Origin of the sequence: Methyloversatilis sp. XJ19-49, from assembly GCF_024580145.1 — a bacterium.
GTDB lineage: Bacteria > Pseudomonadota > Gammaproteobacteria > Burkholderiales > Rhodocyclaceae > Methyloversatilis.
This window is the reverse complement of sequence record NZ_JANINI010000007.1, coordinates 144,073-165,085: the sequence shown is the minus strand read 5'-3', so window position 1 is coordinate 165,085 and position 21,013 is coordinate 144,073. Positions and strand designations below refer to the sequence as shown.

The 21,013-nt window shown below is 63.4% G+C and carries 21 protein-coding genes; 19 read left to right on the top strand and 2 right to left on the bottom strand.

Going from position 1 to position 21,013, the window contains the following annotated elements:
• Nucleotides 1–26: 26 nt before the first annotated feature.
• From hisH to tatC, 9 genes are all read left to right on the top strand, one after another.
• Nucleotides 27–662, top strand: a complete 636-nt coding sequence (gene hisH / locus NMQ16_RS10405; RefSeq protein ID WP_257080504.1) for an imidazole glycerol phosphate synthase subunit HisH — start codon at nt 27–29, stop codon at nt 660–662.
• Between the two features lie 76 nt (nt 663–738).
• Nucleotides 739–1,485 carry a 1-(5-phosphoribosyl)-5-[(5-phosphoribosylamino)methylideneamino]imidazole-4-carboxamide isomerase gene (gene hisA, locus NMQ16_RS10400; RefSeq protein WP_257080502.1) on the top strand — a complete coding sequence of 249 codons (747 nt, stop codon included), beginning with the start codon at nt 739–741 and terminating at the stop codon, nt 1,483–1,485.
• A 33-nt stretch (nt 1,486–1,518) separates the two neighbouring features.
• Nucleotides 1,519–2,289 (top strand): imidazole glycerol phosphate synthase subunit HisF, encoded by a 771-nt coding sequence (hisF, locus tag NMQ16_RS10395; protein WP_257080500.1) that lies wholly within the window; start codon nt 1,519–1,521, stop codon nt 2,287–2,289.
• Nucleotides 2,286–2,675 carry a phosphoribosyl-AMP cyclohydrolase gene (gene hisI, locus NMQ16_RS10390; protein WP_257080499.1) on the top strand — a complete coding sequence of 130 codons (390 nt, stop codon included), beginning with the start codon at nt 2,286–2,288 and terminating at the stop codon, nt 2,673–2,675. Before hisF ends, hisI begins: the two co-directional genes overlap by 4 nt.
• Nucleotides 2,672–2,995 (top strand): phosphoribosyl-ATP diphosphatase, encoded by a 324-nt coding sequence (locus NMQ16_RS10385; protein WP_257080498.1) that lies wholly within the window; start codon nt 2,672–2,674, stop codon nt 2,993–2,995. Before hisI ends, NMQ16_RS10385 begins: the two co-directional genes overlap by 4 nt.
• Before the next feature lie 72 nt (nt 2,996–3,067).
• Nucleotides 3,068–3,427, top strand: a complete 360-nt coding sequence (locus NMQ16_RS10380; RefSeq protein WP_257080497.1) for a histidine triad nucleotide-binding protein — start codon at nt 3,068–3,070, stop codon at nt 3,425–3,427.
• Between the two features lie 2 nt (nt 3,428–3,429).
• Complete coding sequence (gene tatA / locus NMQ16_RS10375; RefSeq protein WP_257080496.1) at nt 3,430–3,657, top strand: Sec-independent protein translocase subunit TatA; 228 nt, start codon at nt 3,430–3,432, stop codon at nt 3,655–3,657.
• 81 nt (nt 3,658–3,738) lie between these two features.
• Nucleotides 3,739–4,194, top strand: coding sequence for a Sec-independent protein translocase protein TatB (gene tatB / locus NMQ16_RS10370; RefSeq protein WP_257080495.1), 456 nt, complete (start codon nt 3,739–3,741; stop codon nt 4,192–4,194).
• A gap of 10 nt (nt 4,195–4,204) precedes the next feature.
• Nucleotides 4,205–4,951 carry a twin-arginine translocase subunit TatC gene (tatC, locus tag NMQ16_RS10365; protein WP_257080493.1) on the top strand — a complete coding sequence of 249 codons (747 nt, stop codon included), beginning with the start codon at nt 4,205–4,207 and terminating at the stop codon, nt 4,949–4,951.
• On the opposite strand, the gene NMQ16_RS10360 is transcribed toward tatC, so the two are convergent.
• Nucleotides 4,952–6,154 (bottom strand): Do family serine endopeptidase, encoded by a 1,203-nt coding sequence (locus NMQ16_RS10360; RefSeq protein ID WP_257080491.1) that lies wholly within the window; start codon nt 6,152–6,154, stop codon nt 4,952–4,954.
• Nucleotides 6,155–6,181: 27 nt separating this feature from the next.
• Here NMQ16_RS10360 and NMQ16_RS10355 point away from each other — a divergent pair, with 27 nt between their 5' ends.
• Nucleotides 6,182–6,928, top strand: coding sequence for a Nif3-like dinuclear metal center hexameric protein (locus NMQ16_RS10355; protein WP_257080490.1), 747 nt, complete (start codon nt 6,182–6,184; stop codon nt 6,926–6,928).
• A 15-nt stretch (nt 6,929–6,943) separates the two neighbouring features.
• Here the strand turns inward: NMQ16_RS10355 and NMQ16_RS10350 are convergent, their stop codons facing one another.
• Nucleotides 6,944–9,097, bottom strand: coding sequence for a FimV family protein (locus NMQ16_RS10350; RefSeq protein ID WP_257080486.1), 2,154 nt, complete (start codon nt 9,095–9,097; stop codon nt 6,944–6,946).
• Nucleotides 9,098–9,308: 211 nt separating this feature from the next.
• On the opposite strand from NMQ16_RS10350, the gene NMQ16_RS10345 reads away from it, so the two are divergent.
• The 9 genes from NMQ16_RS10345 (at nt 9,309) to NMQ16_RS10305 (ending at nt 20,997) form a co-directional block, all read left to right on the top strand.
• Nucleotides 9,309–10,007 carry a fumarylacetoacetate hydrolase family protein gene (locus NMQ16_RS10345; RefSeq protein WP_257080485.1) on the top strand — a complete coding sequence of 233 codons (699 nt, stop codon included), beginning with the start codon at nt 9,309–9,311 and terminating at the stop codon, nt 10,005–10,007.
• Nucleotides 10,008–10,197: 190 nt separating this feature from the next.
• Complete coding sequence (gene sucC, locus NMQ16_RS10340; RefSeq protein WP_257080484.1) at nt 10,198–11,364, top strand: ADP-forming succinate--CoA ligase subunit beta; 1,167 nt, start codon at nt 10,198–10,200, stop codon at nt 11,362–11,364.
• A gap of 14 nt (nt 11,365–11,378) precedes the next feature.
• Entirely contained in the window at nt 11,379–12,272 is an 894-nt protein-coding gene (gene sucD / locus NMQ16_RS10335) for a succinate--CoA ligase subunit alpha (RefSeq protein ID WP_069039450.1), read from the top strand.
• Nucleotides 12,273–12,400: 128 nt separating this feature from the next.
• Nucleotides 12,401–13,144 carry a TerC family protein gene (locus tag NMQ16_RS10330; protein ID WP_257080483.1) on the top strand — a complete coding sequence of 248 codons (744 nt, stop codon included), beginning with the start codon at nt 12,401–12,403 and terminating at the stop codon, nt 13,142–13,144.
• Nucleotides 13,145–13,150: 6 nt separating this feature from the next.
• Nucleotides 13,151–14,104 carry an ornithine cyclodeaminase family protein gene (locus tag NMQ16_RS10325; RefSeq protein WP_257080481.1) on the top strand — a complete coding sequence of 318 codons (954 nt, stop codon included), beginning with the start codon at nt 13,151–13,153 and terminating at the stop codon, nt 14,102–14,104.
• A gap of 213 nt (nt 14,105–14,317) precedes the next feature.
• Nucleotides 14,318–16,933 carry a serine/threonine-protein kinase gene (locus tag NMQ16_RS10320; protein WP_257080480.1) on the top strand — a complete coding sequence of 872 codons (2,616 nt, stop codon included), beginning with the start codon at nt 14,318–14,320 and terminating at the stop codon, nt 16,931–16,933.
• 113 nt (nt 16,934–17,046) lie between these two features.
• Entirely contained in the window at nt 17,047–17,820 is a 774-nt protein-coding gene (locus NMQ16_RS10315; RefSeq protein WP_257080646.1) for a Stp1/IreP family PP2C-type Ser/Thr phosphatase, read from the top strand.
• A 12-nt stretch (nt 17,821–17,832) separates the two neighbouring features.
• Nucleotides 17,833–18,642: an FHA domain-containing protein gene (locus NMQ16_RS10310; RefSeq protein WP_257080479.1), complete on the top strand. Its 810-nt coding sequence runs from the start codon at nt 17,833–17,835 to the stop codon at nt 18,640–18,642.
• Between the two features lie 117 nt (nt 18,643–18,759).
• A complete protein-coding gene (locus NMQ16_RS10305) occupies nt 18,760–20,997 on the top strand; it encodes a CHASE2 domain-containing protein (protein WP_257080478.1) in 2,238 nt (745 codons plus the stop codon).
• The last annotated feature ends 16 nt before the right edge of the window (nt 20,998–21,013 follow it).

The following is a 21,013-nucleotide window of genomic DNA, read 5'->3' as shown; positions in this document are numbered from 1 at the left end:
GCGTTCCACTCCTTCCTGCGCCACTCATGACCCGCGTTGTCATCATCGATTACGGTATGGGCAACCTGCGTTCAGTCGCCAAGGCGATCGGGCACATTGCGCCTGCGGCTGACGTCGTCGTCAGCAGCGACCCGCGCGATGTGATCACTGCTGACCGGATCGTGTTTCCGGGGCAGGGCGCCATGCCCGACTGCATGCGCGAACTCGATCTGCGCCGGTTGCGCAGTACGGTGATCGATGCTGCCGCGACCAAGCCTTTCCTCGGTATCTGCATCGGCCTGCAGATGTTGTTCGAGCATAGTGAAGAGGGCGATCATCCCGGTCTCGGCGTTCTGGAGGGTGAAGTCCGGCGCTTCGACAATCCGGTGGATCCGGTCAGCGGCGCCCGCCTGAAGGTGCCGCACATGGGCTGGAACGGCGTTCGGCAGACAGCGAAACACCCGCTCTGGGCAGGCATTCCGGATGAAGAGCGTTTCTACTTCGTACACAGTTACTATGTGGTGCCGCAGGACGCTGCCGTGACTGCCGGCGAAACCTGTTACGGCGCGCCCTTTACCAGCGCCATAGCGCGGGATAATATTTTCGCCGTTCAGTTCCATCCCGAAAAGAGCGCTCACGCCGGACTACGCCTGCTGGCGAACTTCATCGACTGGACACCCTGATGGACGAAGCCGGGCAACGCTGCCCGACCGTGACCGCTCCCGACATCCCTTTTCTGACCCGACCCGACCTCGTGCCATGCTGCTGATTCCTGCCATCGACCTCAAGGACGGCCACTGCGTACGCCTGAAGCAAGGCGACATGGATGTGGTGACCGTATTTTCGGAAGACCCGGCTGCCATGGCCCGGCATTGGCTGGATGCCGGCGCGCGCCGCCTGCATCTGGTCGACCTGAACGGCGCCGTGGCCGGCAAGCCGAAGAACGAATCGGCCATCAAGGCCATCGTGCGCGAACTGGGTGACGAAATCCCTATCCAGCTCGGCGGTGGCATCCGCGACCTCGATACCATCGAACGCTACCTGGATGACGGCATCAGCTACGTCATCATCGGCACTGCGGCGGTGAAGAGCCCGGGTTTCGTGCACGATGCCTGCGGCGCATTCCCCGGCCACATCATCGTCGGGCTGGACGCGCGCGATGGCAAGGTGGCGGTGGATGGCTGGTCGAAAATGACCGGCCATGATGTCGTCGATCTGGCGAAGAAGTTCGAGGACCAGGGCGTCGAAGCGGTCGTCTACACGGACATCGGCCGCGACGGCATGCTGGGTGGCGTCAACATCGAAGCGACCGTCAAGCTCGCCCAGGCGCTGCGCATACCAGTCATCGCCTCGGGCGGCGTGACCAATATGGACGACATCCGCGCACTGTGTGCAGTCGAGGACGAAGGCGTCATGGGTGCCATCACCGGACGCGCCATCTACGAGGGCACGCTGGATTTCGCGGCGGCCCAGGCCGAAGTCGACCGTCTTAACGGCGACACCTGACCCACTTTTCATCGCGCGCGGCGCGGGAGTTCCATGCTGGCCAAGCGCATCATTCCCTGTCTGGACGTCAACGCCGGCCGCGTGGTCAAAGGCGTCAATTTTGTCGCCCTCAAGGACGCTGGCGATCCGGTTGAAATTGCCCGTCGCTACGACGAACAGGGCGCCGACGAACTGACCTTCCTCGACATCACCGCGAGCTCGGACGCGCGCGACATCATCCTGCACGTCGTCGAGCGGGTCGCCGATCAGGTGTTCATCCCGCTGACGGTGGGCGGTGGCGTGCGCGCGGTCGACGACGTGCGCCGTCTGCTCAATGCCGGCGCCGACAAGGTGAGCATGAATACGGCGGCGATCAACGATCCAGAACTGGTCGCCCGGGCGTCCGGCAAGGTCGGCTCGCAATGCATCGTGGTCGCCATCGACGCAAAGCGCGTGGCCGACCGCGACGGTCAGCCGCACTGGGAGGTGTTTACCCACGGCGGCCGCAACGCGACCGGCCTGGATGCGATCGCCTGGGCGCAGAAGGTCGAATCGCTCGGCGCGGGCGAAATCCTGCTCACCAGCATGGACCGCGATGGCACGAAGAGCGGTTTCGACCTGGCGCTGACGCGCGCGGTGGCGGACGCGGTGCGTATCCCGGTGATTGCTTCGGGGGGCGTCGGCACACTCGACCATCTTGTCGATGGCGTGCTGGATGGTGGCGCGGATGCCGTACTGGCCGCCAGCATCTTCCACTTCGGCGAGCACACGGTACGCGAAGCCAAGGAGCGCATGCGCAGCCGCGGCATCGAGGTCAGGCTGTGAGCGGGCCGGCCTGGGCAGACGACATCGCATGGGACGCGAACGGCCTGCTGCCGGTCATCGTGCAGGAGGCGGCCAGCGGCGATGTGCTGATGTTCGCGTGGATGAATCGTGAGGCGCTGACACGCACGGCTGAACTGCGTGAGGCCGTTTTCTGGTCGCGTTCGCGCGGCAGGCTGTGGCACAAGGGTGAAGAATCGGGTCACACGCAGAAGGTGCTGGACATCCGTCTCGACTGCGACCGCGACGTACTGCTGCTGAAAGTTGAACAAACCGGCGGTATCGCCTGCCATACCGGACGTCACAGCTGCTTTTTCCATGCCTTGAGGGACGACGGTTGGGAAACGACCGAGCCCGTACTCAAGAAACCGGACGACATCTACAAATGATCGATATAGAAGTATTGCATCGAGTGGCGCAGACCATCGCCGAACGCAAGGCGGCCGAACCCGACTCGTCGTACGTGTCGTCGCTGCTGCACAAGGGTACCGACGCGATCTGCAAGAAGGTTGCCGAAGAAGCTGCCGAGACCATCATGGCGTCGAAGGACGACGATGCAGGCCACCTGGTGAAGGAAGTGTGCGACCTCTGGTTCCACAGCATGGTGCTGCTCGCGCACCACGGCCTGACGGTCGATGACGTGCTGCACGAGTTTCGTCGCCGCGAAGGCATTTCCGGTCTGGACGAAAAACGTTCGCGCACGACCTGACGTGCTGTTGCGGGCACACAATACGGTAATACGCGTATCCCAGAATTCGCGCTAGACGGACACACTTGAACCATGCAAGACAACGACTGCATTTTCTGCAAGATCATCAGCGGCAAGATTCCGTCGCGCAAGCTGTACGAGGATGATCTGATCTATGCCTTCCACGACATCAATCCTGCCGCCCCGGTGCACTTCCTGATCATTCCGAAGTCCCACATTCCGACGCTGTCCGATGCCAGTGCGGCGCATGAGGCGGCGCTGGGTCGAATGCTCGCGAAAGTCGGCGAGCTGGCCCGCGAAGCCGGTTGCACCGATGGTTATCGCACGATGATCAACTGCGGAAGGGTGGGTCGGCAGGAGGTGTATCATCTTCACATGCATGTCGTGGGCGGGCCGGATCCCCTGCCGCCCATGCTCGTTTTCGAGAGGTAATCATGGGTTCATTCAGCATTACGCACTGGCTCATCGTTCTGGTCATCGTGCTTCTGATCTTCGGCACGAAGAAGTTGCGCAACATCGGTTCCGACCTGGGTGGCGCGGTCAAGGGCTTCAAGGACGGTGTGAAGGGTGGCGAGAACGACACCGCCGTCACACCTGAACAGCCGACCCAGCACGTGGGCCGCACCATCGACGTCAAGGCCGAAGAGAAGGTCAAGTCCTGACCCTTGTGACCGGCCGCCTGCCGGGTCGCGTCGTCACACGGCCACCGGGACGCAGTGCCCGGTGCCTCATCCGTCCAGTCCATGTTTGACATCGGTTTTTCCGAATTCCTGATCATAGGCGTCGTAGCGCTGCTGGTGCTCGGCCCCGAGAGGTTGCCGCGCGCTGCGCGCACGGCCGGGCATCTGCTTGGCCGTCTGAAGCGTTACGTGAGCGATGTGAAATCGGACATTTCGCGCGAGATGCAACTGGACGAGTTGCGCAAGCTGCAAGCCCAGGTTGAGCAGCAGGTGCGCGATGTCGAGCGCCAGGTCGATGAAACCGCGGCCGGCGTCAACAACGAAGCGACCGGACTGAGTGACCAGATGCGCGCAGCGATGGCCGAGCAGGACAAATACGCCGCTGTCGAAAACACCCTTATGGAACCGCCACGGCCGGTCAACCCCGCCGTGCCGGCCGAAGATCCCGCGTCCGGCCAGCTGTCGCTCGATATCCCGCCGCCGGGCGCGATCGAGCCGGCGAATCGCGAAAAGGCATGAGACGTCGGGCATGAACGAACAGACCGAAAGCTTCGTATCCCATCTGGTCGAACTGCGCGACCGGCTGCTGCGCGCCGTCATCGCGGTGGTCGTGGTGTTCGTGTGCCTGATGCCCTGGGCGGCGGACATCTACGACATCCTTGCCCATCCGCTGATGGTGGCGTTGCCGGAGGGTACGAAGATGATCGCCACCGGCGTCGTGACGCCGTTCTTTGTGCCGGTGAAGGTGACGCTGATGCTCGCCTTCCTGATTTCCCTGCCGGTGGTGCTTTACCAGGTATGGGCCTTTATAGCGCCTGGCCTGTACGCACACGAAAAGCGACTCGGACTGCCGCTCATCATCGCCAGCACGTTGTTGTTCATCGTCGGCATGGCGTTCTGCTACTTCCTCGTTTTCGGTGTTGTATTCAGTTTCATCGCGGAATTTGCGCCGAAAAGCATCACGCCAGCGCCGGATATCGAGCAGTACCTGTCCTTCGTGCTGACCATGTTCACCGCCTTCGGCGTCACGTTCGAGGTACCCATCGTGGTCATCGTGCTGGTGCGCTTCGGGCTGGTGACGATTGCGCAGCTGAAGGAGGCTCGCCCCTACGTGATCGTCGGGGCCTTCGTCGTGGCGGCGATCGTCACACCGCCTGATGTGGTGTCGCAACTGCTGCTCGCGATTCCGCTCTGCCTGCTGTACGAGCTCGGCATCCTGTTTTCGCGCTTCATCAAGGCGTCGCCCGAGCGCAGCAAGACTGTGCAGGACGCCTGATCACTCAGCGCGGCGCTGCACCTGTGCGGTGACGGGGCGTTTGCCGACCGTGACACCCAGGTCCTTTTCGCCGCCGCTGCGGTAAATCTTCAGCGTAGCCTGCTGACCGGGTACGAGTGCAGCGATCAGCTGCAGCATGCCGGACGCGTCCTTCACCTTCCTTCCATCGACCTCCAGCAGCACATCGCCCGGGCGGACGCCGCCGCGATCCGCGGGACTGCCGCGCATCACACCGGCGATCAGCGCTCCGCCAGCCGCCGGAACCTTGAAGCTTTCAGCCAGTTCGGGCGTCAGTTCCTGCACCTCCACGCCGACCCAGCCGCGCGTGACCGAGCCGTTGGCGACGATCTGTTCCATCACGCTGCGCGCCGTGCTGACCGGAATCGCGAAACCTATGCCCAGCGAGCCGCCGCTGCGCGAGTAGATCGCCGTGTTGATGCCGACCAGATTGCCATCGGCATCGACCAGTGCGCCGCCCGAATTGCCCGGGTTGATCGCTGCATCGGTCTGGATGAAGTTCTCGAAGGTGTTGATGCCCAACTGCGAGCGACCGAGCGCCGACACGATGCCCATCGTGACGGTCTGCCCGACGTCGAACGGGTTGCCGATCGCCAGCACCACGTCACCAATGCGCAGGCCGTCGGTTTCACCGAAACTGGCCGCCGGCAATTTGTTTGGCGCCTTGACACGCAGCACAGCCAGGTCGGATTCGGGGTCGCTGCCGATCAGCGTTGCCGGATACTTGCCGCCGTCGTTCAGCGATACCTCGATCTCGTCGGCGGCTTCGACAACGTGATTGTTGGTCAGCACGACGCCATCCTCGCTGACGATCACGCCGGAACCGAGTCCCATCTGGCGCTGTGGCTGATTGCCGAGCCGGTCACCGAAAAAGTGCCGGAACACCGGATCATTCATCAGCGGGTGCTGCGGCGTCTTCACCGCCTTGGTCGTGAAAACGTGCACCACCGAAGGCAGTGCCTTCTGCGCCGCATCCGCGTAGGTCACGACCCTGGCGGCCTCGGTGCGCGCGGGGGGCGTCACCACATCCGGCAGCAGGGCTGCCTGAGCGGCCGATACGGTCGCGCTGCTGCCTGTCTGGCCGTTGCGCGCCGGCAACCAGTCGGGGCGCAGCGTCGCAATGACGAAAAGCACGGCCAGCGCGGCCGTGACCGATTGAGCGAAGACAAGCCACAGACGCTGCATAATCAGGAAATGGAAACCGGGGGGAAAATGGACAGGACGCAGCTGCAAAGACATCTCGATGAACTGCTGGATGCCGCGCGCTTCAAGGATTATTGCCCAAACGGACTGCAAGTGGAAGGCGCGTCAGAGGTGTCGAAAATCGTCTGCGGCGTCAGTGCCAGCCTGGCCCTGATCGATGTTGCAATCGAGCGCGGTGCGCAGGCTCTGCTGGTGCATCACGGCTGGTTCTGGCGCGGTGAGGATGGCCGGGTGACCGGTACCCGACGCGCCCGGATCGCGCGCGTGCTTGCACATGACATCAACCTGTTTGCCTATCACTTGCCGCTGGATGCGCATCCCGAGCTGGGCAACAACGCCCGCCTCGGCTGCCTGCTCGATTTCCGGCCGACCGGTACGGCCGGAGAACAGGGTTTGATATGGCTGGGCGAGCCCGGGCAGCCGGCCACGGCTGGCGAATTGTGCAAACGTGCCGAGATCGTGCTGGGTCGCACGCCGTTGCTGGTCGGTGACCCGCAGCGCAGGGTGCATCGCGTCGCCTGGTGCACCGGCGGGGCGCAGGGATATTTCGAGCAGGCCATCGATGCAGGGGTCGATCTGTACATATCGGGCGAAATTTCCGAACCGACCACCCATCTCGCGCGCGAGTCCGGGGTGCCCTACATTGCGGCCGGTCATCACGCGACCGAGCGGTATGGCGTCATGGCACTGGGCGCACATCTGACCGAACGTTTCGGCCTGACTGTCGATTTCGTCGATATCGACAACCCGGTTTGATCCGGGCGTGCTGTCTTACAGCAGGGCCAGCCGGGATGTCTGGGTTTCGGTGATCGATGGGTTGGCGATCAGCCATTCGAGCATGGCCTTCAAAAGCAGGATGTCGTCGATCACACCGAGCGGAAAACCGACGCGGGCGCCGGCGCGGTTGTCCCGCAGCAGCTCCACCAGGTAGTCCAGACAATCCTGATTCGGCCAACTGGCGTTGATGCGCGCCATGATGTGGCCGAACTGCTCGACCGATTCCGACGTAGTGGGGCCGCTGAAATGCTCCCAGTCCGGCACCTTGGCGTTGAATGCGCGATTCAGTTTGGGCGCAAGATCGTCGTATTCGCCGCGCCGGCCGCTCGAGTGGTAAAGATCGAGCAACTTGAGCCATGGAATGATCGACTCCTTCGGGTAATCGCGCAGGAATTCGGACAGCGTCTGCGCTGCGCCCTCGGCACGACCAAAGGACATCATGATTTCGGCCAGTTCGAGCACGTGCTCGGGGGATGGCGGCGCCTCTTCATTGGCGGGTCGGGCGGTCTGGTCGAAACTCAGGGCAGCAGGTGTGGTGGCCGTACTGCTGACCAGCCTCGGACCGAGCGGTGCAGCGCTGGGTTCGGTTGCGCCAAGGCTGCTCGTCGAACCGGTGAAGCTGTCGAATTCGAGGTCGAGCCGAATCGGCGTACCTGCATCGCTCGCGTCGATTTGCCCCAGTTCGAAATCAACGGCGGGCGCATCTCCGGAAGTCGCGCTGTCCGCGACCGGGCGCTGCTGCGCAATATCCAGGTCCTGAATGTTCTCGGCGGGTGCTTCGCCGGGAAAATGCTCGAACGACACGGCTTCGGGCGCGCCTGCTGTCGGCCCGAGCGGATATTCGGGGGCCTGTTGCCGGGGCTGCGTCCAGGCCGTCGTGTCCACTTCGACCTGCACGGCCTGCGTGTCCACCGCCTGCGGCGGCAGTGTCTGGCTCATCATCATGCGGGTGATGGCCTCTTCGGCATGGCGGCTGCGCAAGGCTGCGTTGGCTGCGAGTTTGCGCGCGCGACGGCGCCACACCCAGGCGCCGCCCAGTACGGACCCGGCGGCCAGAGCACCGAGTGCTGCGACCAGCCAGTTTACGCCGCTCGCTTCGGGGGCATCCGGCACGGTATCGGGCGGCAGCTTGTTGATGACGCGCACCGGCTCGTTGGTCAGCCCGGCTGGCGGCGCGACAACCTCGTCCGGGCCGGATGGTGCCTCCGCCGCGGTCGATTCGATCGCCGGGCTGTCTTCGGCGGGCGCCTGCTGAATCACGGCATCCGGTTCGCTGGTGGCAGCCGCTGGCGCCGCCTGCGTGATGTCAGTCCGGGCGGTGACCGAAGTCGCGGCTTGCTCCGGCGGCAAGGCGGCATTCATCGATGCTTCGGTCCGACCGAGCTGCTTCTGCAGTTCGGCCATGCGTGCCTCGAGCTGCTTGACCTTGTCGGCGATGGCGAGATGGGTCGCAATCTGCTCATCGAGTGCCGCGAGCAGCCGCTGCTCGGTGCGCAGCACCTCGCGCTGGGCTTCACTGGCCTCGGCGCGACGCGACAGGCCGCCCGACATTTTCAGTCCGTTGCCGTCATCGGCGTTCGGCGCCACCCACAGGCGGTCGATAGTCGCAGCTTCCTTCTGGCGTCGCGTCTTGCGTTCCGGCCTCGGCTTCGGCTGCGCAGGCTGGTCATTGGCCACGGATGCAGTCGGGGCATCGATCGGGGTGCTTGCAACAGCGCGGCGTGACGGAACCACAGCCGGCGCAGTCGGTGCGGGCGCCACGGTGTCCTCGATCTGCGGCGCGCCGGACGGCTGCATCAATACGGCGTATTCGCGCGCCAACTCGAAACCACAGCCTATACGTACGCCGACCATCAGGATGGGTTCGTTGATGGCTTGTGCGCTGCTGATGAAAACGGTGCGCCCCTGCGTGCGGATGCGGGCGCTCGACAGCCAAGGCAGTTCGTCCGCCGCAGCCGTGGCCGGCGCATCGATCGAGAAGCAGGTGCTGGGCGGAACGGTTTCACCTTCACCGAGCACGTTGATTTCTGCGCGGAACGGCTCGCCAATGACCGATTTGGTCCTGATCGCCCCCAATCCGAGTGCGAGCGCATCCTGTGCGTGCAGACCTGCGGCGAGCAACGCGGCTGCCAGTAGGGTCGGACGCAAGTAATCAAGCGTGCGTGGATGTAGCGGACGTCGAGGGGTCACAAGGATCTCCGAACCTTCATGCGCCTGAGAGAATTGATCGATGTCAGTGCTTTCGGCCGCAGGAGGGGAAACTTTACTTTAATGGCGCAATCCGGCCCGAGCCGCGTCGTGCCAAGCGATGCCGCTACAGGCAAACTTGTGTGTCACGACAACCCTGCAGGTGCCTGCCATGCCGATGCTGCTGTTTCCATTGCCTCAACCGACGCTTCCGGTACAGGGGGAAGAAGCCCTTTTTCCCGTTCGGCGCATCTATTGCGTCGGACGCAATTACGCCGAGCACGCGCGGGAGATGGGGCATGACCCGGCGCTCGAGTCGCCGTTCTTCTTTTCCAAGCCGGCCGATGCAGTGGTGAGTGGGCCTGTTGCGGTGGCCTATCCGCCGGCGACAACTGACCTGCAGCATGAAGTGGAACTGGTGGTGGCACTGCACGCGGGTGGCCGCAATCTGAACACGGCGCAGGCGCGCGCCTGCATCTTCGGCTACGGCGTCGGGCTGGACCTGACCCGGCGGGACCTGCAGCGTGCGGCACGCGACAAGGGACAGCCGTGGGACATGGGCAAGGGTTTCGACCAGAGTGCGCCGGTGTCGCAGCTGGTGCCCGCCACCGAATGCGGCCACCCGCGCGCGGGACAGATCGAATTGTCGGTGAACGGTCAGTTGCGTCAGCGGGGCAACCTGACCGACATGATTCTGGATGTCGACACGCTGCTGGTCAGGCTTTCGCGGCTGGTCGAACTGCGCGCGGGCGATCTGCTGTTCACCGGCACGCCGGCGGGTGTTGCGGCACTGCAACCCGGTGACCGCGTCGACGCACGTGTGGACGGTGTCGCCGAGCTCAGGGTGGATATTGCGCTGCCGCAAGATTGATCGGCGTTTTGCCGTTTCGAGGTTTCAGTGCGGCTTATGAGCTGTATAATTATGGATTATACGAGGCGGTGCGCACGCCGCCCCGTTGGATGGTGCGCCAACCGGCGCCCCGTGCCTGAAGGACCTGTCCGGTGGAACGCGCCGGGCCGGCATTCCAGCAACAGTGCGGACAACAAGGCGAGGAATACGCATGAAGATCCATGAGTATCAGGCGAAAGAGGTATTGCGCCGTTTCGGTGTAGTGACACCGCGGGGCGTGCCCTGCTTCGAAGCGGATCAGGCAGTGGCAGCGGCCGAGTCGCTGGGCGGCAAGGTCTGGGTGGTGAAGGCGCAGATTCACGCCGGTGGCCGCGGCAAGGGTGGCGGCGTCAAGGTGGCCAAGTCACTCGACGAAGTGCGGGAATTCGCCAATCAGATCATGGGCATGCAATTGGTGACCCACCAGACCGGCCCGGATGGACAGAAAGTCCGCCGCCTTCTGATCGAGGAAGGCGCCGATATCAGGAAGGAATACTACGTCGCCGCGCTGACAGACCGCGCCACGCAGAAGGTGGCGCTGATGGCGTCCAGCGAAGGCGGCATGGACATCGAGGAAGTCGCCCACAACACGCCGGAAAAGATCATCAAGGTGTTTGTTGATCCGCTGGTCGGACTGACCGATGCGCAGGCGAAGGAACTGGCCGATGGCATCGGCGTCCCGGCGGCGTCGCAGGCCCAGGCCATGGATACATTCAGGAAGCTGTACACCTGCTACATGGAAACCGACGCCTCGCTGGCCGAGATCAATCCGCTGATACTCGAAGGCAACGGCAACATCAAGGCGCTGGACGCCAAGTTCAATTTCGACTCGAACGCGCTCTACCGTCACGAAGACATCGTGGCCTTCCGTGATCTGGACGAAGAAGATCCGGCGGAAATCGAAGCGTCGAAGTTCGATCTGTCCTACGTGTCGCTGGACGGCAACATCGGCTGCCTGGTCAATGGCGCCGGTCTGGCCATGGCCACGATGGACGTGATCAAGCTGTACGGCGCCGAGCCGGCCAACTTCCTCGACGTCGGCGGCGGCGCCACGACCGAGAAGGTGACCGAGGCGTTCAAGATCATGCTGCGCAACCCCAATGTGCGCGGCATCCTGGTCAATATCTTCGGCGGCATCATGCGCTGCGACACCATCGCCACCGGCGTGGTCGCCGCGGCGCGCGAAGTGCATCTCACCGTGCCGCTGGTCGTACGCATGAAAGGCACCAATGAAGATCTGGGCAAGCAGATCCTGAAGGATTCGGGGCTGCCCATCATTGCGGCCGACAGCATGGCGGATGCGGCACAGAAGATCGTGGCCGCCGTGGCCGGACACTGAGGGGAACTCAACACATGTCGATTCTGATCAACAAGGACACCAAGGTCATCACCCAGGGCATCACCGGGAAGACCGGCCAGTTCCACACCCGCATGTGCCGCGACTACGCGAACGGCAAGAACTGCTTCGTCGCCGGCGTCAATCCCAAGAAGGCGGGCGAAGACTTCGAAGGCATTCCGATCCACGCCACCGTGGCGGAGGCCAAGGCAGCAACCGGCGCCACAGTGTCGGTGGTCTATGTGCCGCCCCCGGGCGCGGCCGCTGCAATCTGGGAAGCGGTCGAAGCCGACCTCGACCTGGTCATCTGCATCACCGAAGGCATTCCGGTGCGCGACATGCTGATGGTGCGCAACCGGATGAAGGCAAAGGAAGCCGCCGGCGGCAAGCGCACGCGACTGCTCGGCCCGAACTGCCCCGGCCTTATCACGCCGGACGAAATCAAGATCGGCATCATGCCGGGCCACATCCACAAGAAGGGCCGTATCGGGGTGGTCAGCCGCTCCGGCACGCTGACCTACGAAGCGGTTGGTCAGCTGAGCGAGATCGGCCTCGGCCAGTCGAGCGCGGTCGGCATCGGTGGTGACCCGATCAACGGTCTGAAGCACATTGAAGTGATGCAGCTCTTCAACGACGATCCGGATACCGATGCGGTCATCATGATCGGTGAAATCGGCGGTCCGGACGAAGCGGAAGCAGCCGAGTGGTGCAAGGCCAACATGAAGAAGCCCATCGTCGGTTTCATCGCTGGCGTCACGGCGCCGGCCGGCAAACGCATGGGTCACGCCGGCGCGCTGATTTCCGGCGGTGCCGATACGGCCGATGCCAAGCTTGAAATCATGGAGGCGTGCGGCTTCACGGTGACGCGCAATCCGTCGGAGATGGGCAAGCTGCTCAAGGGGCTGCTCTGATTGCGGCGCACTGACGAACAGACGTGACGATGGAAGGCCACCGCTTCGGCGGTGGCCTTTTCATTTGTGCTCGTCATGCGGCCACACCGGTAGAATCCGCCCTTCCGCAATTCGAATGCAAGACCATCATGGATTTCAGTTCTCCCGAATTCTGGCTCGCTGTCGGTCAGATCATCATGATCGACATCCTGCTCGGCGGCGACAACGCGGTGGTGATCGCGCTGGCCTGCCGCAAGCTGCCGCCGGCGCAGCGTCGACTGGGCATCATGTGGGGTACCGCAGGCGCCGTGGTGTTGCGCGTGGTGCTCATCATGTTTGCGCTGACGCTGCTCAAGCTGCCTTTCCTGAAGCTGATCGGCGCGCTGCTGCTGTTGTGGATCGGCATCAAGCTGCTGATGGCCGACGATGACGACGACCACGCGAACATCAAGCCCAGCGACAAGCTGTGGGCGGCGGTGAAGACCGTCATCGTCGCCGACTTCGTAATGAGCCTCGACAATGTGATCGCCATCGCCGGCGCGGCCGAAGGGGCCGGTGCAGACCACCAGTTCGCACTGGTCGTATTCGGGCTTGTCGTGTCGATCCCGATCATCGTGTGGGGCAGCCAGATCGTGCTCGGACTGATGACCCGATACCCCATCATCATCACCCTCGGTGCGATGTTGCTTGGCTGGATCGCCGGCACCATGGCGGTTGGCGATCCGGCGATCACGCCTTATCTGCCGTTGATCGAGCCGTCCTCACCGACCGCGGCACCGGAAGCGATTGCCGCCGTGCGCTATGGCGCAGGCGTGGTCGGCGCGATCTTCGTGCTGGCACTCGGCAAGGTCCTCGGCGCGCGCAACAAGCCGGTCGACTACCCGATCCAGTAACCCACCATGGCGCTCTACCTCACTGAAAGCGATGTCCGTCAGGTGCTGACCCTGCAGGACGCGCTGTCGGCGGTGGAAGACGCGCACCGCTGGCACGCCACCGGCGAAGCCATAGACACGCCGCGCGCGCGCAGCCGCACCCCGACTTCGGCGCTGCACATGCTGCACGGCGCCGTGCTGCCGCTCGGTGTGACCGGCTACAAGAGCTACACGACCAGCCGCGAGGCGGCGCGCTTCTGGGTCCATCTGTTCGACGCCGCAACCGGCCGCGCGCTTGCGGTGCTGGAAGCCGACTACCTGGGCATGATGCGCACGGGCGCGACAGGCGGGCTGGCCGCCCGGCTGCTGTCGAATCCGGCGTCGAAAGTCGCCGGTGTGTTCGGCGCCGGCTGGCAGGCGCAAAGCCAGATCGCCGCGCTGTGCGCAGTGCGCGAAGTGGACGACATCCAGGTGTTCGCCCGCAAGCGCGACAAGCTCGACGCCTTTTGCACCGAACAGACGGCACGTCTCGGCCGCAGGGTTCGTCCGGCCGCCAGCGCCGAGGAAATGGTGAAGTCGGCGGACATCGTGGTGACCATCACCACCGCCAGCGAGCCGCTGTTCGACGGGCGCTGGCTCAGGCCCGGTGCGCACGTGACAGCCGCGGGTTCCAATGCGCTCATCCGTCGTGAAATCGACGAAACCGTCATCCGCCGTGCTGCCGTGGTTGCAGTCGACTCGCGCGCGACGGCGTTGCGCGAATCCGGCGACCTGCTGCCGGCGCTCGAAAAAGGGCGCCTGGCCGAGTACGGAATGGTCGAACTTGGCGAGTTGCTCAATGGCATGCGGCCGGGGCGCCAGGCGGAGGACCACATCACGCTGTTCGAGTCTCAGGGCATGGCGATCCAGGACCTCACGCTGGCAACGCGCCTGCTCGAAAAGGCCAGGATGGCCGGCCTGGGCCGCGAGCTGCCGTACTGATGACCGGCGCAATGTGACGATTTGAATGCGCGCAGCGTGATATTCCACCGCGCGGGGTGAAGCCCCGTTTGACGGAGTTGAGGCTGAACTGCAAGAATATGTGACAGATGACTGTTTTCTCGTGAGACTTGGTTTTGCGGAAAATCAGGTAGGTCGCACAACAACAAGCAGGTCACCGGCCTCCAGCAATCAGGAAGCCACAATTTTTCGGGGGTGAGCGTGGCCAAAGCCGCTGTATGGAAGACGGATTGGTTCCTGGGCGTCATCATCAGCCTGCTGTTCCTTTTCTCCACCCAGTCCGACCTGATCCAGAGCCTCGAACGCAAGGCCTACGACATCGGTGTCGCAGCGACCGACCGTACCCCGAGTCCTCGCATTGCCATCATCGCGATCGATCAGCAGAGCATCGACAACATCGGCCGCTGGCCGTGGCCGCGTGATGTGCATGCCCGCATGATCGACAAGCTGGCGCAGGCACAGGCCAAGGTGGTCGGTACGACGATCTTCTTCGCGGAGCCGCAGCTTGATCCGGGTCTCGTCTACATAAACAGGTTGCTTGCGCTCGAGCAGCAGGCGCGTGATCAGATCGAGATCGCAGTGGCTGCCGCCGAGCCCGTTGCGGAAGGTGAAGTGGCCGTTGATCCGCCTTTGCAGGCCGTCAATCCGCTGGACGCCTTCAGCGCCACCCTGCGCGAAGCCGAAGCGGCGCTGAATACCGACCGGCAACTCGCTGACAGCATGAAGAAGGCGGGCAATGTCGCGCTGCCGATGCTGTTCCTCGATGGCGAACCGCAGGGCCGCCCCGACAAGCCGCTGCCCGACTTCGTGCGCGCTACCGCGCTGACCAACGTGAGTGGTTCCGAGCCGCTGCCGCCGTTGACGCTGGACGTATCGGCCGGCGTCATCGAACAGCTGGGTACGGTTGCGGCAGCGGTGGGTCACCTGAATCCGTCGATTGATCGCGACGGCGGCCTGCGGCTTCATCCGCTGGTGATGACCCATTTCGACCAGTTCTACCCGTCGCTGCCGCTATTGATTGCGGCAAGAAGCCTGAATCTCGGCGTCGCTGACATCAAGGTCACGCTGGGCGAGTCGGTGTCGCTGGCCCGCCTCAACGTTGCCACCGACCCGAGTCTGGGCATGTACAGCTTTTATTACCGCGGCGAAGGCGGCAAACCGGCCTTTCCGGTCGATTCCTTCTTCGACGTCATGAGCGGCAAGATCCCGCTCGACAAGTACCGCGACCGCATCGTTCTGATCGGCCAGACCGCACCGGGCATAGGCAATTTCTACGCCACGCCGGTGTCGCCGGCCATGTCGTCGGTCGAGGTGATGGCGCACGGTCTGTCCAGCATCCTGCAGGAGCATTTCTTCGTTTCGCCGCCGTGGTCGGTGGCGGCCGAGTTCGGCGTGTTCCTGCTGGTTGCGCTTTACCTCATCGTGCTGCTGCCCCGCTTGAAGGCCGGCCTGGGTGCCGGCATTACCGCTGCCATTTTCGTTGCACTGCTGGCAACCCACTTCGTGCTGATGACCAGCCAGCTCGTCTGGCTGCAGCTCATGTTGCCGGCCGCACTGCTGCTGGTCGGCCATTTGCTGCTGACCACCAAGCGCTTCCTGGTGACCGAGCGCGGCAAGGTGAAGTCCGATGAACAGTCGGCCGAGTCGAACCGCATGCTGGCGCTGGCCTTCCAGGGCCAGGGACAGCTCGACATGGCATGGGACAAGTTCCGCCAGGTCCCGCTGTCCGATGCGGTGATGGAGAACCTCTACAACCTTGCGCTCGATTTCGAACGCAAGCGCCAGTTCAACAAGGCGGAAAGCGTGTTCCGCCACATGGCGGAGTACAACCCGAAGTTCCGCGATCTTGAAACGCGGGTGAAGCGCGCCAAGGCGATGTCGGAAACCGTCATGCTCGGAGGTGGCAGCGGTGGCCGCACGAATACCAGCATCCTCGAGGACGGCACGGTCGAGAAGCCCATGCTCGGGCGCTACCAGGTCGAGAAGGAACTCGGCAAGGGCGCCATGGGTGTCGTCTATCTCGGCCGCGATCCGAAGATCAACCGTGTCGTCGCCATCAAGACGATGGCACTTTCGCAGGAGTTCGACGAGGAAGAGCTGGCCGATGTGAAGGAACGTTTCTTCCGCGAAGCCGAAACCGCCGGGCGCCTGAATCACCCGAACATCGTCACCATCTTCGATGCCGGTGAAGAGCACGATCTCGCCTACATCGCGATGGAGTTCCTGAAGGGACGTGACCTGGTGCCGCAGACCAAGCCGGGTCAGCTGCTGCCGCTGCCGAAGGTGATGGACGTCGTGGCGCGCGTGGCCGAGGCGCTCGCCTACGCGCACGGCAACCAAGTCGTGCATCGCGACGTGAAGCCCGCCAACATCATGTACGAGGCCGAGTCGGATCAGGTCAAGGTGACCGACTTCGGCATCGCGCGCATCACCGATTCGTCGCGCACCAAGACCGGCATGGTGCTTGGTACGCCGTCCTACATGTCGCCCGAGCAGCTGGCAGGCAAGAAGATCGATGGCCGTTCAGACCTGTTCTCGCTCGGTGTCATGTTGTTCCAGATGGTCTGCGGCAAGCTGCCTTTCGAAGGCGATTCCATGGCGCAGCTGATGTTCCGCATTGCGAACGAAGCACATCCGGACATCCGTGACATCCGTCCTGACGTTCCGGATTGCCTGTCGGCCATCATCGACCGCGCGCTCTCCAAGGAAGTCGATGCGCGCTATCAGTCGGGTGGAGACATGGCGGCCGACCTGCGTACCTGCGCCGGCAACCTGACACAATCCATCACCCAAGTTGATTTCGATATCTGACATGACACAGTCCGCATGCCCACACCACCTGCTGTCCCCGGAGGGGATGTGTCCGTGTATCTGCCTGTGCGGGCGGTACTGACATGACCCGGGACCTCGGTCAGGCGCTGCAGATGGTCAGTCGCACCCATTCCGGCATGGTGCGCACCCACAATGAAGACGCGGTGTTCACGCAGCCCGGTGTCGGCCTCGCGATACTGGCCGACGGCATGGGCGGCTACAACGCCGGTGAGGTGGCGAGCGGCATGGCGACCGCGGTCATCGGTTCCGAGCTTGCGCAGGGCCTGCAGGACGCGAAACACGGTGTGTCACAACTGCTGGAATCGGTCATTGGCCGCGCCAACAACGCGATCTATCAGGCGGCCGAGAGCCAGCCGCAGTATTCGGGCATGGGCACGACCCTGGTCATGGCCGTTTTCCGCGATAATCACATATCCGTCGCGCATATCGGCGATTCGCGCATGTACCGGTTGCGTGACGGCGCCTTCGAGTGCGTCACGCGTGATCACTCGCTGTTGCAGGAGCAAATCGACAGCGGCATGATTACGGAAGAAGACGCGCGTCGTTCCCAGAACAAGAACCTCGTGACGCGCGCGCTGGGCGTAGACCCGGAAGTCGAGCCCGAAATACGCACCTACGACGTGGTTCCCGGAGACGTATACCTGTTCTGTTCCGACGGACTGAACGACATGGTCGAGAACGACGACATCGCGCTGACGCTTCAGGCCTTGTCCGCCAACCTCGATCTGGCGGCCGAACAGCTGGTACAGATGGCGAACGACAATGGCGGACGCGACAATGTGTCGGTGATACTGGTCAGGGTGCTGCAGGCCTTTCCTGCCACCGAACGCGGCTGGCTCGCGCGCCTGCTTGCATGGTTGAAGTAAAGGGACTGGAAAATGGCAAAACTGATACTCAGCATGGATGGACTGGTCCTCAAGGAGTTGCCGCTCGCCAAGGAGCGCACCACCATTGGGCGCAAACCGCACAACGACATCCAGATCGACAATCTCGCGATCAGCGGCGAGCATGCGGTCATCGTCACCATCCTCAACGATTCCTTCCTTGAGGACATGAACAGCACGAACGGCACCTATGTGAATGGGCAGCCGATCAAGAAGCACTTCCTGCAGAACAACGACGTGGTCGAACTCGGCAAGTACCGGCTCAAGTACATCAACGAAACGCCGACCGTCGCGCAGTCACCGGATTTCGAAAAAACCATGGTGTTGCGTCCGGACATGATGCGCAAGGCGCCGGCCGATGCACCGCCTGCGCCCGCGCCTGCACCGGTGCGTGCCCAGACCGATACGCAGACCGGTTTCCGTCCTGGCCAGTCGATGCCGGCCGGTTCGTCGCTCGGCGGCGCCGGCCTGCCGCCTCCGCCGCCTCCGCTGGCACCCCCGCCGCCGCCGCCGCCGCCGCCGCCGTCCGCGAGCGCCAATCAGGTCGGTGCGATTCAGATTCTCAATGGGGCCAACGCCGGGCGCGAACTTGAATTGACGAAGACGCTGACCACGCTCGGCAAACCGGGGCTGCAGGTCGCCGTCATCACACGCCGTCCGCAGGGGTATTTCATCACCCATGTCGAAGGCGCGAACATGCCGGTCGTCAACGGTCGACAGCTCGATGCCCAGGCGCACCCGCTCGAGGATCACGACGTGATCGAAATTGCCGGTGTGAAGATGGAGTTCTTCATCAAGCGCTGACGACGCCCGATCCGAGCCTGTCATGCTGCCGCGTCCGGCGCCTGCCGTCCGCCGCCCCCCAGAGCATGTGCCGGATGAGGCGCAGCCCGGGCCGGGGTGCGTTGCCGGACGTCCGCAATGAACCAGAACGCGCTGCGTTACGGCATCGGCCTGCTGTTCCTGCTTCTCCTCCTTGGCCATGCTGCCCGCCTGTACCAGATTCCGGTGCTGGGCAACCTTGATCACATCGCCTACGACACCAAGCTGTCGCTGACGATGCCGGGCGGCATCGATGACCGGGTGGTCATTCTCGACATCGACGAGAAATCGTTGACTGAAGTCGGGCGTTGGCCATGGGGGCGGGAGCGGCTTGCGGTGCTGATGGACTTGCTGTTCGACCACTACGGCGTCAGCCTGCTCGGCGTCGACGTTGTTTTTGCCGAGCCGGACACCAGTTCGGGGCTGCCGGCGCTGGAAGGTCTGGCGCAGGGCGCGCTCGCCGACAACGCGGATTTCCGTGCATCGCTCGACACGCTGAGGCCGCAACTCGACTACGACCAGCGGTTTGCGGCCTCTCTCAAGAACCGGCCCGTCCTGCTGGGCTACTACTTCGGCAACCGCGAAGATGGTCTGAACAGCGGCGCGCTGCCGGAGCCGGTCTTGCCGGCCGGCACCTTCCGTGGCCGCAACATCGCATTTGCGACCTTCAACAGCTTTGGTGCCAATCTGCCGCGTTTCCAGCAGGAGGCGCTCGGCGCCGGCCACTTCAATCCGCTGCCCGATTTCGATGGTCTGAACCGGCGCGTACCGATGCTGGTCGAGCACCAGGGCGCTTATTACGAATCGCTGTCGCTCGCCATCGTCCGCACGCTGCTCGGCAGTCCGAAGCTGGCACCGGGATACGCCGAAAGCGGCTTTTTCTCTTCAGCCAGTCGGGACTACGCCGGACTCGAATGGCTGGAAATGACGACCAGCAAGGGCACCTTGCGGGTACCGGTCGACGAGAACGTGGCCGCGCTGATCCCCTATCGCGGCCTGCAAGGCAGTTTTGCATACCACTCGTTGGCCGATGTGCTCGCCGGCCGCACGCCAGTCGATGCATTGAAGGGGCGGATCGCGCTGCTCGGTACCACCGCGCCCGGGCTGCTTGACCTGCGTGCCACGCCCGTCGGCAGCACCTACCCGGGGGTGGAAATTCACGCCAACCTGATCGCCGGCATGCTCGATGGCCGCATCAAGCATCGCCCGCAGTACGTCACCGGGTTCGATGTGGTCGTGCTGCTCGCGATCGGCGGCCTGCTCATCTGGTCGCTGCCGCGGCTCTCGCCTCAGTACGCGACGCTGCTTGCCGGTGGCGCGTTGCTCGCACTGGTCGGCATGAACTTCGCGTTCTGGCAGTTTGCCGACTTCGTTCTGCCGCTGGCGGCATCGGTGCTGCTCGTGGTCGGGCTTTATGCGCTTAACATGTCGTACGGCTACTTCTTCGAGTCACGTTCGAAGCGCCAATTCACCCGCATGTTCGGGCAGTACGTGCCGCCCGAACTGGTCGAGGAGATGAGCCGCAACCCCGAGCACTACAGCATGGAGGGGAGAAACGCCGAGCTGACCGTTCTGTTTTCGGACATCCGGGGCTTTACCAGCATTTCGGAAGGTCTCGAACCGAAACAATTGACACAGCTCATGAACGATTACCTGGGCGCAATGACTGCAGTGATTCAGGATCAGCGTGGGACGCTCGACAAATACATCGGTGACGCGATCATGGCGTTCTGGGGTGCGCCGGTCGATGACCCCGAACATGCCCGGCACGCCGTGGCCGCTGCGTTGCGCATGCATGCGGCGCTGGCCGATCTGAACCGCTCGCTGATGGCGCGTGGCTGGCCGGAACTGAAGATAGGCGTGGGTCTGAACACCGGCCCGATGACGGTCGGCGACATGGGGTCACCGGTACGCAAAGCCTATACTGTCATGGGCGATGCGGTGAATCTGGCGTCCCGCCTCGAGGGGCTGACCAAGCAGTACGGCGTTGGCGTACTGGTTGGCGAGGCGACGCGACGTGCGGTCAAGGATGTCGTCTTTCGCGAGATCGACCGGGTCCGGGTGAAGGGCAAGGACGAGCCGGTATCGATTTTCGAACCGCTCGCCTTCGAGAGCGAATTCGACCGCAGTCGGGTCGAAGAACTTAAGTTGTGGAATCTGGCGTTGCGACAGTTCCGCGGCCAGGAGTGGGATCAGGCTGAACTGACCTTGTTCAATCTGCAGCGCATTGCGCCGGACTGCGGACTATACCGGCTGTACGCCGAACAGATTGCCGATTACCGCCGCCACCCGCCCGGGAAGGATTGGGACGGCGTGCGGACATTTGAAACGAAGTAGAGTTTTCTGGATCAGG

What these genes read in the sequence shown, in the direction of transcription:
- hisH (WP_257080504.1), top strand. Translation starts at nt 27, where the DNA reads ATGACCCGCGTTGTCATCATCGATTACGGTATGGGCAACCTGCGTTCA.
- hisA (WP_257080502.1), top strand. Translation starts at nt 739, where the DNA reads ATGCTGCTGATTCCTGCCATCGACCTCAAGGACGGCCACTGCGTACGC.
- hisF (WP_257080500.1), top strand. Translation starts at nt 1,519, where the DNA reads ATGCTGGCCAAGCGCATCATTCCCTGTCTGGACGTCAACGCCGGCCGC.
- NMQ16_RS10385 (WP_257080498.1), top strand. Translation starts at nt 2,672, where the DNA reads ATGATCGATATAGAAGTATTGCATCGAGTGGCGCAGACCATCGCCGAA.
- NMQ16_RS10380 (WP_257080497.1), top strand. Translation starts at nt 3,068, where the DNA reads ATGCAAGACAACGACTGCATTTTCTGCAAGATCATCAGCGGCAAGATT.
- tatA (WP_257080496.1), top strand. Translation starts at nt 3,430, where the DNA reads ATGGGTTCATTCAGCATTACGCACTGGCTCATCGTTCTGGTCATCGTG.
- tatB (WP_257080495.1), top strand. Translation starts at nt 3,739, where the DNA reads ATGTTTGACATCGGTTTTTCCGAATTCCTGATCATAGGCGTCGTAGCG.
- tatC (WP_257080493.1), top strand. Translation starts at nt 4,205, where the DNA reads ATGAACGAACAGACCGAAAGCTTCGTATCCCATCTGGTCGAACTGCGC.
- NMQ16_RS10360 (WP_257080491.1), bottom strand. Translation starts at nt 6,154, where the DNA reads ATGCAGCGTCTGTGGCTTGTCTTCGCTCAATCGGTCACGGCCGCGCTG.
- NMQ16_RS10355 (WP_257080490.1), top strand. Translation starts at nt 6,182, where the DNA reads ATGGACAGGACGCAGCTGCAAAGACATCTCGATGAACTGCTGGATGCC.
- NMQ16_RS10345 (WP_257080485.1), top strand. Translation starts at nt 9,309, where the DNA reads ATGCCGATGCTGCTGTTTCCATTGCCTCAACCGACGCTTCCGGTACAG.
- sucC (WP_257080484.1), top strand. Translation starts at nt 10,198, where the DNA reads ATGAAGATCCATGAGTATCAGGCGAAAGAGGTATTGCGCCGTTTCGGT.
- sucD (WP_069039450.1), top strand. Translation starts at nt 11,379, where the DNA reads ATGTCGATTCTGATCAACAAGGACACCAAGGTCATCACCCAGGGCATC.
- NMQ16_RS10330 (WP_257080483.1), top strand. Translation starts at nt 12,401, where the DNA reads ATGGATTTCAGTTCTCCCGAATTCTGGCTCGCTGTCGGTCAGATCATC.
- NMQ16_RS10325 (WP_257080481.1), top strand. Translation starts at nt 13,151, where the DNA reads ATGGCGCTCTACCTCACTGAAAGCGATGTCCGTCAGGTGCTGACCCTG.
- NMQ16_RS10315 (WP_257080646.1), top strand. Translation starts at nt 17,047, where the DNA reads ATGGTCAGTCGCACCCATTCCGGCATGGTGCGCACCCACAATGAAGAC.
- NMQ16_RS10310 (WP_257080479.1), top strand. Translation starts at nt 17,833, where the DNA reads ATGGCAAAACTGATACTCAGCATGGATGGACTGGTCCTCAAGGAGTTG.
- NMQ16_RS10305 (WP_257080478.1), top strand. Translation starts at nt 18,760, where the DNA reads ATGAACCAGAACGCGCTGCGTTACGGCATCGGCCTGCTGTTCCTGCTT.